The organism is Methylibium sp. T29, from assembly GCF_000576205.1.
Taxonomy (GTDB): domain Bacteria; phylum Pseudomonadota; class Gammaproteobacteria; order Burkholderiales; family Burkholderiaceae_C; genus Methylibium; species Methylibium petroleiphilum.
Genome location: NZ_AZND01000005.1, coordinates 1 through 13,370, shown reverse-complemented (window position 1 = coordinate 13,370; position 13,370 = coordinate 1). Strand labels below are relative to the sequence as shown.

Annotated in this window: 12 protein-coding genes and 1 pseudogene; 4 read left to right on the top strand and 9 right to left on the bottom strand. The window is 68.6% G+C overall.

Annotated elements, in window-relative coordinates; all coding sequences use genetic code 11:
* The first annotated feature begins 206 nt into the window (after positions 1-206).
* A complete protein-coding gene (locus tag x551_RS23175) occupies positions 207-1,481 on the top strand; it encodes an ATP-binding protein (RefSeq protein WP_051511787.1) in 1,275 nt (424 codons plus the stop codon).
* 29 nt (positions 1,482-1,510) lie between these two features.
* Here the strand turns inward: x551_RS23175 and x551_RS01690 are convergent, their stop codons facing one another.
* The 9 genes from x551_RS01690 to x551_RS01650 all read right to left on the bottom strand — a co-directional run bounded on the left by x551_RS01690 (position 1,511) and on the right by x551_RS01650 (position 11,467).
* The gene (locus x551_RS01690) at positions 1,511-2,107 is read right to left on the bottom strand and encodes a response regulator (protein WP_036247365.1); all 597 of its coding nucleotides are present in this window, start codon (positions 2,105-2,107) and stop codon (positions 1,511-1,513) included.
* Between the two features lie 57 nt (positions 2,108-2,164).
* On the bottom strand, positions 2,165-4,978 hold the full coding sequence (locus tag x551_RS25705) for a PAS domain S-box protein (RefSeq protein WP_253950273.1): 2,814 nt from the start codon (positions 4,976-4,978) through the stop codon (positions 2,165-2,167).
* On the bottom strand, positions 4,882-5,367 hold the full coding sequence (locus x551_RS26755) for a PAS domain-containing protein (RefSeq protein ID WP_036247362.1): 486 nt from the start codon (positions 5,365-5,367) through the stop codon (positions 4,882-4,884). Before x551_RS26755 ends, x551_RS25705 begins: the two co-directional genes overlap by 97 nt.
* A gap of 196 nt (positions 5,368-5,563) precedes the next feature.
* Positions 5,564-6,319, bottom strand: coding sequence for a flagellar brake protein (locus x551_RS01675; protein ID WP_231497462.1), 756 nt, complete (start codon positions 6,317-6,319; stop codon positions 5,564-5,566).
* A 50-nt stretch (positions 6,320-6,369) separates the two neighbouring features.
* Positions 6,370-6,669, bottom strand: coding sequence for a flagellar protein FliT (locus x551_RS01670; RefSeq protein ID WP_011830446.1), 300 nt, complete (start codon positions 6,667-6,669; stop codon positions 6,370-6,372).
* 38 nt (positions 6,670-6,707) lie between these two features.
* Positions 6,708-7,142, bottom strand: a complete 435-nt coding sequence (gene fliS, locus x551_RS01665; RefSeq protein WP_036229167.1) for a flagellar export chaperone FliS — start codon at positions 7,140-7,142, stop codon at positions 6,708-6,710.
* Between the two features lie 130 nt (positions 7,143-7,272).
* Positions 7,273-8,703 (bottom strand): flagellar filament capping protein FliD, encoded by a 1,431-nt coding sequence (fliD, locus tag x551_RS01660; protein ID WP_036229166.1) that lies wholly within the window; start codon positions 8,701-8,703, stop codon positions 7,273-7,275.
* A 122-nt stretch (positions 8,704-8,825) separates the two neighbouring features.
* The gene (locus x551_RS01655; RefSeq protein WP_036229164.1) at positions 8,826-10,040 is read right to left on the bottom strand and encodes a flagellin; all 1,215 of its coding nucleotides are present in this window, start codon (positions 10,038-10,040) and stop codon (positions 8,826-8,828) included.
* 212 nt (positions 10,041-10,252) lie between these two features.
* On the bottom strand, positions 10,253-11,467 hold the full coding sequence (locus x551_RS01650; RefSeq protein WP_011830450.1) for a flagellin: 1,215 nt from the start codon (positions 11,465-11,467) through the stop codon (positions 10,253-10,255).
* A gap of 554 nt (positions 11,468-12,021) precedes the next feature.
* On the opposite strand from x551_RS01650, the gene flhD reads away from it, so the two are divergent.
* The 3 genes and pseudogenes from flhD to x551_RS01635 all read left to right on the top strand — a co-directional run.
* A complete protein-coding gene (flhD, locus tag x551_RS01645) occupies positions 12,022-12,345 on the top strand; it encodes a flagellar transcriptional regulator FlhD (RefSeq protein ID WP_011830452.1) in 324 nt (107 codons plus the stop codon).
* A gap of 26 nt (positions 12,346-12,371) precedes the next feature.
* Positions 12,372-12,908, top strand: a complete 537-nt coding sequence (gene flhC, locus x551_RS01640; protein WP_011830453.1) for a flagellar transcriptional regulator FlhC — start codon at positions 12,372-12,374, stop codon at positions 12,906-12,908.
* 68 nt (positions 12,909-12,976) lie between these two features.
* Positions 12,977-13,370: pseudogene (locus x551_RS01635) on the top strand (class I SAM-dependent methyltransferase); the annotation flags it as partial.

The following is a 13,370-nucleotide window of genomic DNA, read 5'->3' as shown; positions in this document are numbered from 1 at the left end:
GGAACCCGCCGTGTCGATGTGGACGTCTCGCGTCCGGGTTGGCCGACGGCGCGGATCGAGCAGGTGCGCATGTCGGCAAGTGTGGCGTGGCCCGGTGCCGCGCGCAAAGCCGCCGCCGTCCCTCCTGTCGGGTGCTGGCGAGCCGTCGCGACGCCGAGGCCCCGCTGCGGCAATCGTTCACGGATGCGACTTCTACAATCGATCACATGATTTCGATTGACAACGACCTCAGGCGTGCACCGTCCCGGATCGCGGAAGCCTCGGGCATCGGACTCGGCGCGTTGCTGCTGCCGGTCGACGCGCGAGCTGCCTTCGACGCTGCCGAGGGTCTGCCCTGGCATGCCTTCGGGCTGTTGCTGGTCGGCGCGCTGCTGGCACTGGGCGTCCTGCTCGGTCTCCTGGCGTGGCAACAGCGCCAGCGGCGAGACGCCGCTGCACTGCGCGACGAGCGCGCCCGCGTGCGACGCCTGCTCGGCCTGATCGAGGGCCCGCTGTGGCGCACCGACGCACAGCACCGCCTGACCGCGCTGCGCGCGACGGCGCTGCCTGCCGACCATGCGCTGCACGCCGGCCGCGACAGTCAGGCGTTCTGGCAGCTGTTCGACGAGACGTCGATGCCCGGCCTGCGCCAGGCTCTCGAGTCGGAAGCCGATTTCCAGGCCATCGAGGTCGGGCTCGCGGCGCCTGGCGGCGGGCCGCTGCAACGCTGGCGATTGAAGGCATGCGTGTGCCTCGACGCCTCGGGCCGCTTCGCTGGCCACGAGGGGAGCGCGACGCTCCTGACGCCCCCACGCCCGTCGCCGGCGGGTGCGGACGAGGATGCGGCGTCGTTCGGCACGCTGGTGTCGCACGATCTGCGCGCACCGATCCGGGTGGTCGAGGGCTTCACGAAGATCGTCAAGGAGGACTACGGTCGCCTGCTCGATCGCGTCGGCAACGACCACCTTGACCGCGTACTCGGGGCCGCAGCCCGCATGAACGGCATGATCGACGCGCTGCTGGCGCTGTCGAGACTCGGCGCGCTGCCTCTGGCGCGCCAGACGGTCGACCTGTCGCAACTCGCGAGCTACGTGATCGACGATCTGCAGCGCCAGGCGCCCGAACGCCGCGTCGATGTCCGCATCGCGCCCGGCCTGCTGGTCACCGGCGATCCGACCCTGTTGCGCGTGGTGCTCGAAAATCTGCTGGGCAACGCCTGGAAATACAGCGCCCATCGCCACGTTGCCCGGATCGAACTGGGCCGCGTGGTCGAAGGCGAGCACAGTGCGTTTTGCGTGGCCGACAACGGCGCCGGTTTCGACATGCGCTTCATCGATCGGCTGTTCGGCGTGTTCCAGCGACTGCACAGCAGCAGCGATTTCGCCGGCACCGGGGTCGGCCTGGCGTCGGTGCGGCGCATCGTGCAACGCCATGGCGGCGAGATCTGGGCGGAAGCCGAGGTCGACCGCGGAGCCCGCTTCTACTTCACCCTGTCCACCTGAAACGATCGACGCCAAGACGGCCACTCGGTTCACGGCGCCGCAGGCGCCGACAACAGCTCGACCGCGGCCAGGAGCTGCTCGCACTCGGCCTCCAGCGACCGCCCGTGATGCGTCGCCAGCCGGCGCAGCCGCTCCAGCGCCACGGCACGCGGCAGCGAGTGCCGGTGCATCACCACGCCGACCGCGATGGCCACCGGATCGGACAGCGGATCGCGCGGACGCGGCGCGCCGACTTCGGCGACCGGTTCGACCCCGCCGCGGATGCGCTTGAACGCCGCCTCGACCGCCGGCAGGATCTGCCGCATGTCGACCGGCTTGATCAGGTGATCCAGTGCGCCCAGGGCCCGCACCTGCGCCACCGTGGCCGCGTCGGAGAAGGCCGACAGGAACATGAAGGGCACGCTGCCGTGCTCTCGCAGGTAGGCGGCCACGTCGAATCCGCTCTTGCCCTCCATGCGGATGTCGAGCAGGGCCAGGTCCGGCCGGCGCGTGCGCGCCTCGAGGATGGCGTCGTCGCCGTTGTCGGCGTCGACCACGGCATAGCCGGCCGCGGACAAGCCGTGCGTCAGCGTCGCCAGCACCAGCCTGTCGTCATCGACGACGAGGATCTTGCCCTTGCTGCTCAAGAATGATTCCCCTTGATGGCCGTGACCGCGCCTGATCCGCACGAGTGCCGGTCTTGCTCATGAAAGTACACCGATGTTCGTCGACCGCGGCTCCAGCGATACCAGGCCCGGCGGACGCAGGCTCACGCAAGCCAGCACGCCGCCGGCATCCGGCGCCAGGCCGAAGGTGGCGGTACGCCGCGGCAGCAGCGCCCGCACCAGTCCCAGTCCGTAGACCCCCGCAGCCACCCGGTCGAGGCTGAAGCCCTCGGGCAACTGCCCCTCGTTCCGGATCTCGATGCGCGCTTCCTCGGCCGCACTGACGAGCCGGCATTCGACCGCGCCGTTGCCGTGCTTCAGCGCATTGCCCAGCAGCTCGTTGAGCGTCAGCGCGATCGGGATCGCCTCGGCCTCGGGCAGGGCCCAGCGCGGCGCCTCGCCGTCCGGCAATTCCACGGTGATGGTCCGGTCGCTGCCGCGCTGCAGGTTGGTCGAGATCGCGCCGACCAGGCCGGCCAGTTGCACCGGCCCCTGCGAGCCCACCTGCAGGCCGTAGACCTGGGCGATCGCCTGCACCTGTGCCACGGCCTCGTGGATGGCCGGCGCCACCTCGGGGCGCCGCTGGGCGATCTGCGTCAGCAGGCCGGCCACGCCTTGCAGGTTGTTCTTGATGCGGTGATGGACCTCCTTCACCAGCATCTCGCGCTGCGCGATCGCAGCCTCCAGGCGTGCCGCCTGGGCGGCACGCTGCTCCGTCACATCGACCGCCACCAGCAGCACCTCGTCCGGGACCTCGCCGGGCTGCCCGAGCGGCAGGTAGCGTGCCTCCCAGACCAGCGGGCGCCCTTCATGCTCGAAGCGGTACTCGCGCAGCGTGACATCACCGCCCTGGCCGGCGTCGAGCGCCGCCTGCAGGTCGGCGCGGATCACGTCACCACCGATCGGCAACGGCAGTTCCTCCGGCCGGCGGCCGACCAGCATCTCGCCCGGCAGGCCGGCTGCAGCGGCAACCTGCGGATTGGCCTGCCGCAACTCGCCGCTGGCCGCATCGAACAGGGCAATCGCCAACGGCGCCAGGTCGATGACCCGCTGCAGCGAGGCCTGCGCCTGCGCGCTGCGCGCCTCGGCGCGGCGGCGGCGGTCGATGTCGAGCAGCGCATACGTGAGCTGCGGTTGCTCGGCATCGCCGGTCGGAACCACGTTACCGACCACCCAGAAGGCTCGGCCGTCGCGCGCCTGCACGCGGCACTCGAAGCTGCCGGCCGCGGCTTCGGTGCGCAGGTCGGGCGACGCCAGCCGCGCTTCGACCTGGCGGAACGGGTGTTGAGGATCGCTGGTCGCCACGCAGCACAAGGGGAAGTGCTGAAAATCGGCCAGATCACCGCCGAACATGCGGCGCGCCGAACGGTTCATCCATTCGATGCCCCCCTGCCCCACGGTGACGATGCCGACGAACACCGAGTCGAGGATGGCCCGGGTGAGTTCGGCCTGCTGTGCCATGGCCGATTCCGTGCGCTCGCGCTCGTCGGCGAGACGCTCCAACTGCGCCTGCTGGCGCTTCAGGCGCGTGATGTCGGACAGCACCGCCACCACCTCGGCGTCAGGGCCGGGGGGGCCGATTCGGCGCGCCGCCAGCGACACCCAGTGCGGTTCGTGCTGCGGCAGCAGGATCTCGATCTCCGTCTCGTAGACGCCGGACTCGAGCAACGCCAGCTCGGCGTCTTCCACCGCGAGCCGCGCCTGCGGCTGGCCGGCAAACAGCTCGCGCACGCTGCACCCGGCCACGGCGCCCGAGGTGGTGCCGAGCATGCGTTCGAAGCTGCGATTGCAGCGCACCAACGTGTTGCCGCGCAGGAAGGCGATGCCGGCACTCGAGCTCTCGAGGATGCTGCTCAGCTCCCGCAGCAGCTCCTCGCTGCGAGCGCGGCTATGTTCCTGCTCCGTGACGTCGAGCGTGACCACCGAGGGGTCGCCGTCCCCGTCCGGCCGTGGCGACACGCGCGTGAGCAGCCAGCGCATGCCCAGTTCGGGATGGCGGATCGCGTAGCGCGCCTGAGCCGCCTCGCCGGCGCGCAGCGCCCGCTGCAGCCGCTCGAACTCGGGCAGTGAATCGGACAGCACCAGATCGCGGCTGACGCTCTGCAGCGCCACGCCGACGCCGGCCGCGTCGACCAGCGCCCCGAGTTGGGCCTGCGCCAGATCGAGCGCCTGCTCCGCGCTGAGATCCTCGATCACCGCGATGTAGCGCGGCTCGCTACCGGCCACGGCATCGGTGCAGCGCACCCTCGCCCGCAGATGGCGGGGAGAGCGGGAGCGCGCCCCTGGCAAGGCCGCGACCCAGCCGCGCCGCTCGGCGGCCTCGCCACCCGGCTGCAGCGCACCGAGGCTGCGTGGCCCATGCCAGCCCAGCAGGTCGTTCAGTCCCGGGGGAGCCTCGCTCAACAGCACCGGCACCCGACCGACCAGGGCCTCGAAAACGGCGTTGCTGCGCAGCACGAGGCCGGCGCCGTCGAAGGCCAGCATGCCGACCGGGCTGAGCTCGAACCACTGATCGAGCTCGCTGAGTGAACGCTCCGCCCGCTCTCGGGCCGCCCTCTCGGCGGTGCAGTCCTGCATCACCGTCAGGCACAGTGCACGGCCCTCGGTGTCCGTGACCTGACGCCGCGCCCCGCGGAACCAGCGGTCACGCCCCTGCGCGTCGACCAGACGGCGCTCCATCAGCGCCGGCAGTTCAGCGCCTGCCGGCGGGTCGCGGGTGGATTCCCACAGCAGGTGGTCCTCGATCGGCACCAGCGTCAGCGTGTCCATGCCGACGAGGCGGTTGCGCGACCAGCCGGTGTAGTCGACGAAGGCCTGGTTGACGTCGACGATGCGGAAGTGGCCGTCTTCCAGGATGGCAGGAAACGGCGAGTGCCAGTACAGCCGGCGCACCTCGCGAGCGGTTCCGCCGCGGTCTGCACCGCGGCCGCCACGCGCTCGCGCCGCGCTGGCGGCAGGCGCAGGGCCCAGCGCTGGGCGCTGAGCTGGCTGAGCGCGGCATCGGGAAAGCTGCTCAGCAGCTCGTCTGCCCGGCCCTCCAGCACATCCAGGACCCAGGACACCAGACCGCCGTCGATCACCGGCAGCAGATCTTCCAGCGGCATGCCCGGCTCGAACGGGAACAGCCTCAGGGCGGCCGTGTTGGCGAAACGCACGCGCGCCTGCGCGTCGAGCATCAGCAGGGGATCGTTCAGTGTGTCGAGAAAGCCGTGCCACAGAACCACGGCGTCGGCAGCGCTCACCGGTGGCGGCTGGGCAGGAAGGGCAGCGGGAGTGACCAAAGGCACGGGCTCGGACAGCAACTGCTCGGCCAGGCAGGAGGCCTGGACAACTGTCACGGAGTGTAAGGTCAAGGAGGCTGTCGGACAGGCTGTCCCGACTGTGGAAAACACGGGCGGGTGCCCGCCCCGCCTCCGGGCCGAGCGGCCTGCAGGACCGTCACAAGGAGAGCAGGCGCCGCCGCTTCTGCGTCTGGTCGATGTAGCGTTGCAGCGCGCGCTCGCCTTCGCCGCCGAGGTTCAGCATCTCGCAGCCCAGCCGCGCGCCGCGCGACTCGTGGTGCAGCAGTGTCACGTGGTGGACGATCAGGCCGCTTTGCAGGCGGGTGTCACCGTCCAAATCGACCTGCACCTGCGCGATCTGCACGCCCGGCTCGATCGGCGGCACATCGTCGGGCAGGAACAGCGCAATGCCGCCGATGCTCACGTCGAGCACCCGCAGGCTCAGCTGCATGTCGGGCAGCGCCGGATGACGCAGCGTGGCGGTCGGGCTGGTGTTGAGCAGCGGCCGCACGCGGTAGCTGCCGCGTCGCTGGAAACGGTAGAGCTCGCGCGGGAAGCGCGCATTGAGCGCGCTGGCGCGTCCGCTGTGCACCAGCACCAGGTCGTGCAGGTCGAACTGGAGCTTGACGCTGTCGAGGTAGCCCACCGCGACCACCTCCTCGCTCTCCAGCAGGCGCTGGAGCTTGATGTCGCCGCCGTCGGCACTCAGGCACAGCAGCCCCCGCGCCGGGTCCAGTGCCCACACAGTGGTCGTGTAGGCGGCGCCCTCCGGGGAGCTGAGGCTCAACAGCACGTTGCCGTCGGCGCATTGCTTGAGCAGGCTGAACACCTCGGCCGGCGCGCTCACCCTGAATTCACCCAGGCCATGTGGAGAACCGCTCATGGCCTCCAGCGGCATCGGCAGCGTTTCCATCGCTCGGATTCTCTCGGCAGCAGTCTGATGGGAGTCGGGTTCGGTTTCGATCAGTGCAGCATCTTCGGCCGGCCGGCCAGGAGCTGATCGAGGTCCTCGAGCCAGGGCTCGGCCAGGGTACGGACCTCGGCGTCGTTGACGAGGATGCGCTTCATGATGCGGGTCTTGAGCTGGCGTTCGTCCGCGCCGAGTTCACGGGTCGCCGCAGCCTGCTTGAGCTGATTGATCAGCACCGCGCAGGCCCCTTCGAGCTTCACGACCTGGTCCCAGTTGCCGCCGCGCGCGGCCTCGAGCATCTGCTCGCTGGCGCGTTCGATGGCCTCGTAGTAGTTCAGCAATGGCGTACTCATCGAAAAACTTCCTTGTCGATGGATCGTCGTCGGGACGCTCAGCGAACCGCCGGCATGTCGCTTTGGGCGCGGATCGTCGACCAGGCATCGCGCAGCGGCTCGATCAGGCTGACGCATTCGGCCAGCGCGGCATCGTCGTTGCGCAGGTTGGCCTGCATCAGGCGCGTGCTGACATAGCTGTAGAGCGATGACAGCTGCTCGGTCAGGGCGCCGCCGGCCGGGCTCAGCCCGCCCTTGAGTCCTTCCTCGACGATGCGGACCGCCCGGCTCAGTTCGTGCGCCTTGCGCTCGATCTGGCCGTCGCGCAGTGCGCCGCGCGCACGCGCCACGGCATCGAGCAATCCGGTGAACAGCATCGCGACCAGCTGGTGGGGCGAGGCGCCGCCGATGCCGGTCTCGACGCCGACCAGGTTGTAGGCCTGGCTGGAGGCGTGGTGGCGCGACGGCGAGTAGGGGCTGCTCTGGGCAAACATGACTGAAGGTCCGGCATTCGAGTGGGGCTGAGTGTTTATCGGCCGCTGCGCGCCCGGTCTTGAGCGCCACACACTCGAAAATCGCCCTGCGTTTCAACCGACCCCGCGAATGCGCGGATCGGGAACGACCTCAGTCTTTCTTGTTGTAGAGGTTGGACAGGCCGGTCAGCTGCTGCGTCATGTAGGTCGACAGGGCGGTCAGCTTGGCCATCTGGGTGTCCAGCGCCGTGTACTGCTGGGTCAGCCGGACCTGCATGCGGTCGGCACGGTCGTTGACCTTCTCCTGGTCGTCCTTGTTACGCTCCAGGCGGGCCTTGATCCCCGCATTGCGGCTGGCGATCACGCCGTCGGTACCGGTCGACATGTCGGCCAGCTTCTGGAAACGCACACCCAGGCCCGTCGACGCGGGGTTCGCCGTGTCATTGGTCGTGAAGAGCTTCGACAGCTCGGCCGGCTTCGCGAGCGCCGCGTCGAGCTTGGCGTTGTCGAGCACGATGGAACCATCGCGCTGCACGTTGAAGCCGATGTCCGACAGGCGGGTCAGCTCGGCCGAGGCCGCGCTGTCCTGGCGCAGCATGGCGCGGAACTGATTGCGCAGCCCCACGGCGGCGCTGTCGCCCTGCAAGGTGCCGCCGATCTTGTTCTCCTCGTCGTACTTGGTCTGCGTGACCAGGTAGGTGTTGAGCGCGTTGTAGGCGTCGGAGAACTTCTTGATCGCGTCGCGCATCGTCCCGGTGTTCGTCGTGACGTTCACGGTGACCGGTGCGGTGGTGACCTTCACGAGATCGAGCGTCACGCCGTCCAGCGTGCCCGTCAGGCGGTTCGTGGGCGACTCGATCGCCAGGCCGTTGATCGATGCGAGGGCGTTGACCGCGGCCTGCGTCTGCGTCATCGGGTTGGCACCGCTGGCCGGGTCGTAGGCCAGGCCTGTCAGCGCCCCGGTGGCGTCGCTGACGGCGACGCGCAGGGTACTGTCCAGTCCGGTCGTGGTGCTGGTCAGCGTGAGGCGGGCACCGTTCGCGTCGCGCACGATCGCCGCCGAGACCCCGGCGTTCGCCGCATTGATCTGCGTCTTCACCTGCTCGAGCGTCGTGCCCTCCGCGAACTCGAGTTCGAGCGTCGTCGATCCGGTCTTCGGGGTGAACGCCGGATCGTTCGCGACGTTGTAGCCGCCGAGTTCGATCGTCATCTTGCCGGCACCGACCACGTCGGTCGGCGCGGTGAACACCGCCGAGGCCAGGCTCTGCGCGCGTGCGATCTGGGAGACGCTGACCGAATAGCTGCCGATGGCGGCGCCCGCGCTGGCGGTGGCGGCGACCGAGGTGGCGTCGCTGGTGCCTGCCGACGCCGCCTGCCACAGGGTGGGCTTGGCGAGCGCCTTCGCAGCGTCGCCGACGGCGGACACCAGGCTCTGCAACTGACCGTAGGCCGAGACCTGGGTCTGCATGAACGTCGCCGCGGTCTGCATCTTCTCCAGCGGCTTGCGCTCCAGCGCCACGAGCTGCGAGACGATGCTGCTGACGTCGAGGCCGCTGCCGAGACCGGGTGAAGAGATGGCCATGCTGAGTCCGGACGGATTGATGAGGGGCTATCGGCGCTCGCGCAGAAAACTGAAGCCGCGGGCCCGGCGCCGTCAGGCACCGGACAGCCGCGGCTCTCCGAAGCAGGTCGCCGGAAGGCGTCTTACTTGAGCAGCGACAGCACCTGCTGAGGCAGCTGGTTGGCCTGCGCCACCATCGCAGTGCCGGCCTGCTGCAGGATCTGGGCGCGGGACAGGTTCGCCGTTTCCATCGCGAAGTCGGCGTCCATGATGCGGCCACGCGCGGCCGACAGGTTCTCGGCCTGGATCTGGATGTTCGACACCGCGTTCTCGAAGCGGCTCTGCAGCGCGCCGAGCGTGCCGCGTGCGCCGTTGATCTGGTCGAGCGCACTGTCGATCTTCTTGATCGACACCCAGGTGGCGGAATCGGTCTCGATGTTCAAGTCGCTCAGGCCGATGTCGTCGGCGACCTCGGCGATCGCGTCGCCTTCGTCCAGACCCGTCGTCGCGGTGGTGAAGCCGGTGAACTCCACCGCCAGCGCGGCGCCAGTAGCATCCAGCTTGGATGCCTTGATGTCGAGCTTGAAGGTCCCGTCGTCGTTCTTCACCAAGTAGGCGGAGACGCCGGTGTCCGTGGTCTTGCGGTTGATCGCCTCGGCGATCTGGCCCAGGCGTTCGGTTTCGGTGCTGGCCTCGGCGATCGGGCCGACCTCGACGATCTGCTCGTTCGCGCCACCGCCGTCGATCGTGATCTGCAGGTCGCCGTCGGCGATCGCGGCCAGGTCCGTGATGGTCGTGCCGTCGAGCGTCAGGTCGGCGCTCGCGCCCTCGGCGTAGGTGATCTTCGAGAGCACCGCCGCGGTGGCGTTGGTCAGGCTGCCGACGGTGATCGCATCACCGGAGTTGGCCCCGACCTGGAAGGTCGCCGCCGTGAAGGAGCCGTCGAGCAGCTTCTTGCCGTTGAAGCTGGTCTGCTTGGCCACACGGTCGATCTCGTCGCGCAGCTGGTTCACTTCGGCCTGCAGCGCCTTGCGGTCGTCGGCGCTGTTGGTGGCGTTGGCCGATTGCACCGCCAGTTCGCGCATCCGCTGCAGCATGTCGCCCAGCTTGCCCAGCGCGCCTTCGGCGGTCTGGGCCAGCGAGATGCCGTCGTTGGCGTTGCGCGCCGCGACGTTCAAGCCGCGCACCTGGGTGTTCATGCGCTCGGCGATCGCCAGGCCGGCGGCATCGTCCTTCGCGCTGTTGACGCGCAGACCCGACGACAGCCGCTGCATCGAGGTGGCCAGCGAGGACTGACTGGTGTTCAGGTTCCGCTGGGCATTCAGCGAGATGACGTTCGTGTTGATGGTCTGGGCCATGGAAATGCTCCTTGAAGAATCGAGGATCTCCGGCCCGAAGCCGGCTTACCTGTTCGGTGTAGCCATTCTTGGTGACCTGCGGGGGTGACGATGGATCGAAAAGAGGCCGACTTCCGGCGCATTTCGGCCCCGGAAAGCAAAAGGCCCCGTCCTGACGGACGGGGCCCGAGGATCCCGGGGCCGGCGGCCCGGAGGCCGCCGCGGGAGGCCGATCAGCGCAGCAGCGACAGCACTTGCTGCGGCAGCTGATTGGCCTGGGCCACCATGGCGGTACCGGCCTGCTGCAGGATCTGCGAGCGCGACAGGTTGGCCGTTTCCGACGCGAAGTCGGCATCCATGATCCGGCCACGCGAGGCCGCGGTGTTCTCCGCCTGGATCTGGATGTTCGACACCGCATTCTCGAAGCGGCTCTGGATCGCGCCCAGGGTACCGCGGGCACTGTTCACCTGGTCCAGTGCGCTGTCGATCTTCTTGATCGACACCCACACATCCGATTCGGTCTCGATGCTCAGCGCGTCGATGCCAATGGCATCCGTCACCGCGGCGGGCACGTCGCCTTCGTCCAGACCCGTGGTCGTGGTATCGAAGCCGGTGAACTCCACCGACAGCGGGGCACCGTCGGCATCCAGGCGCGAGGCCTTGATGTCGAGCTTGTAGGTGCCGTCGTCATTGGCCACCAGGTAGGCCGACACGCCGGTGTCGCTGGTCTTGCGGTTGATCGCCTCGGCCACCTGACCCAGACGCTCCAAGCCCGAGCTCGCTTGGGCGATCGCACCCACCTCGACCACCAGTTCGTTGTCGCCGCCGTCGTCGATCGTGATCTGCAGGTCGCCGTCGGCGATCGCGTCCAGCGTCGTGATGTCGGTGTCGTCCTTCGCCAGGTCACCGCTGGAGATTTCGGCGTAGGTGATCTTCGACAGGTTGCTGGCCGATGCGTTCGTCAGGCTGCCGACCGTGATGTTGTCGCCGGCGCCGGCGCCGACCTGGAAGGCCGCCGCGGTGAAGGAGCCGTCGAGCAGCTTGCGGCCGTTGAAGGTCGTCTGCTTCGCCACACGGTCGATTTCGTCGCGCAGTTGCGTGACTTCGGCCTGCAGGGCCTTGCGGTCGTCGGCGCTGTTGGTGGCGTTGCCCGACTGGACGGCCAGTTCACGCATGCGTTGCAGCATGTCGCCGACCTTGCCCAGCGCGCCTTCGGCGGTCTGCGCCAGCGAGATGCCGTCGTTGGCGTTGCGCGCCGCGACATTGAGGCCACGGACCGACGCGTTCATGCGCTCGGCGATCGCCAGACCGGCGGCGTCGTCCTTCGCGCTGTTGACACGCAGGCCGGAAGACAGGCGCTGCATGGACGTTGCCAGCGACGACTGAGAGGTGCCGAGGTTGCGTTGCGCATTGAGCGAAACGATGTTGGTGTTGACTGACATTGCCATGATCTGAATCTCCTGAACGGTTGAAATGACTCTCCGGCAGCGCCGGCATTGCCTCGGTGGCTCGGCCCTGGGGCCTCATCACCGTGAACTAACCCTCGATCTCCAACAGCGGGTTTCGAGGGCCTGCTGCGCCCGGCGTACGTCATCCTCAGATCTCGTGGGAGGGGCGGAATGGTTGTGCCCTCTACGAAACATCGGTCGCCTACTCCGGACCCCGGAACCGATCGCTTGGTCCCGTTGTGGGGGTTATCGGAGCCCGTCCTGGCAACTTGAGGGCTGCGGGTTTCCTGTCAGCCTGGCCGGGAAGAGCACTTTCCTCCTCACCACGGCCGTCATCGGCATCTCGCGCCGCCACTTGAGCCGCCGCGTCGACGCGCTGCCTACTGGGGCGTGTAGGAAGTTGCCTGACACGGGCGGTCGAATAAGCGAGACCCGAACCACAGAACTGGGCTGATGTTCCTGTGCATCTCCGATCTTCACAATCCATTTCACGCTGAAACGAACACCCGCTGCACCAGCGAAAGACGACCGGCAACCGCACGAGGAGCACCCTGATGAACACCGAACAGATCCTGATCGAGATTCGCGAAGCCAATCTGTCCTACCTGATGCTGGCGCAGAGCCTGATCCGCGCCGACCGCGACCAGGCCCTGTTCCGCCTCGGCATCTCGGAAGAGACGGCCGACCTGATCGGCCTGCTGAGCCCGGCGCAGATGATGAAGATCGCCTCCGGCAACACGCTGCTGTGCCGCATGCGCGTGGACGACGAGATGGTGTGGAGCCTGCTGACCAACCACGGCAAGGGCGCCGCCAACGACAGCGTCAGCCGCCTGCACGCCAACATCCTGATGGCTGGCCGCCATCAGGAAGCCGCCTGACCGACGACCCCTGCGAGACCGACATCATGCGCAACAAGAGCATCCTCACCGAAGCCAAGCAGATCGAACGTGCCGTCACGCTGATCCAGCTCGGTGCCCGCCTGCAGGTGCTGGAGTCGGAGACCGACCTGTCCTACGAGCGCCTGCTGCGCCTGTACAAGGAAGTGGCGGGCAAGTCGCCGAGCAAGGGCCAGCTGCCCTTCTCCACGGACTGGTTCATGACCTGGCAGCCGAACATCCATGCCAGCCTGTTCCTGAACATCCACGAATACCTGAACAAGGTTGCGGCGCTCGACGAGATCGACACCGTGATCAAGGCCTACCGTCTCTATCTCGAGCAGACCGAAGCCCAGGGCCTGGAAGCGCTGCTGTCCGTCACGCGTGCCTGGCGCCTGGTGAAGTTCGTGGACAACGGCATGCTGACCATGACCGAATGCTCCAAGTGCGGTGGGCATTTCGTCACGCACCCGCACGAGATCGGCAAGCACTTCACCTGCGGCCTGTGCAACCCGCCAGCGCGCGCCGGCAAGGGCAAGGCGGCGGGCGCCCTCCAACTGCACTGATCTCCTCCCGCCGGCAGCCGCCCTCGGTACCGGCCCCTCCGTTCGCGGCCCCCTCCGGGACGCCCTCGATGTCATCCGCCCTGCCCGTCCCACCGGTCACCGCTGCGCGGCCCGACCCGGTTGCCCCGAGCGGCATCCGCCGCGGGCCGGCATTGCAACGCCTCTGGCCCCTGCCCGCGTTGCTGGGCTGGGCCGCCGCCTGGGCGCTCTTCCTGCTGTTGCGCTCGACACCCGCACCGCTCTGGCTGGCGATCGCCTGCGCTTCGGCCACCGGCCTGGCTCTCGGCAGCCTGAGCGGCACCCGCATGCGCAGCCTGATCGTCGCAGCCGGCTTCCCGGTGTCGCTGCTGGCCAGCGGCGCCGCGAGCGGCTTGCCCGGCTGGGCGTGGCTGCTGCCGCTGGCCCTGCTGCTGCTCGCCTATCCGCTCCAGGCCTGGCGCGACGCACCGCTGTCCCGACGCC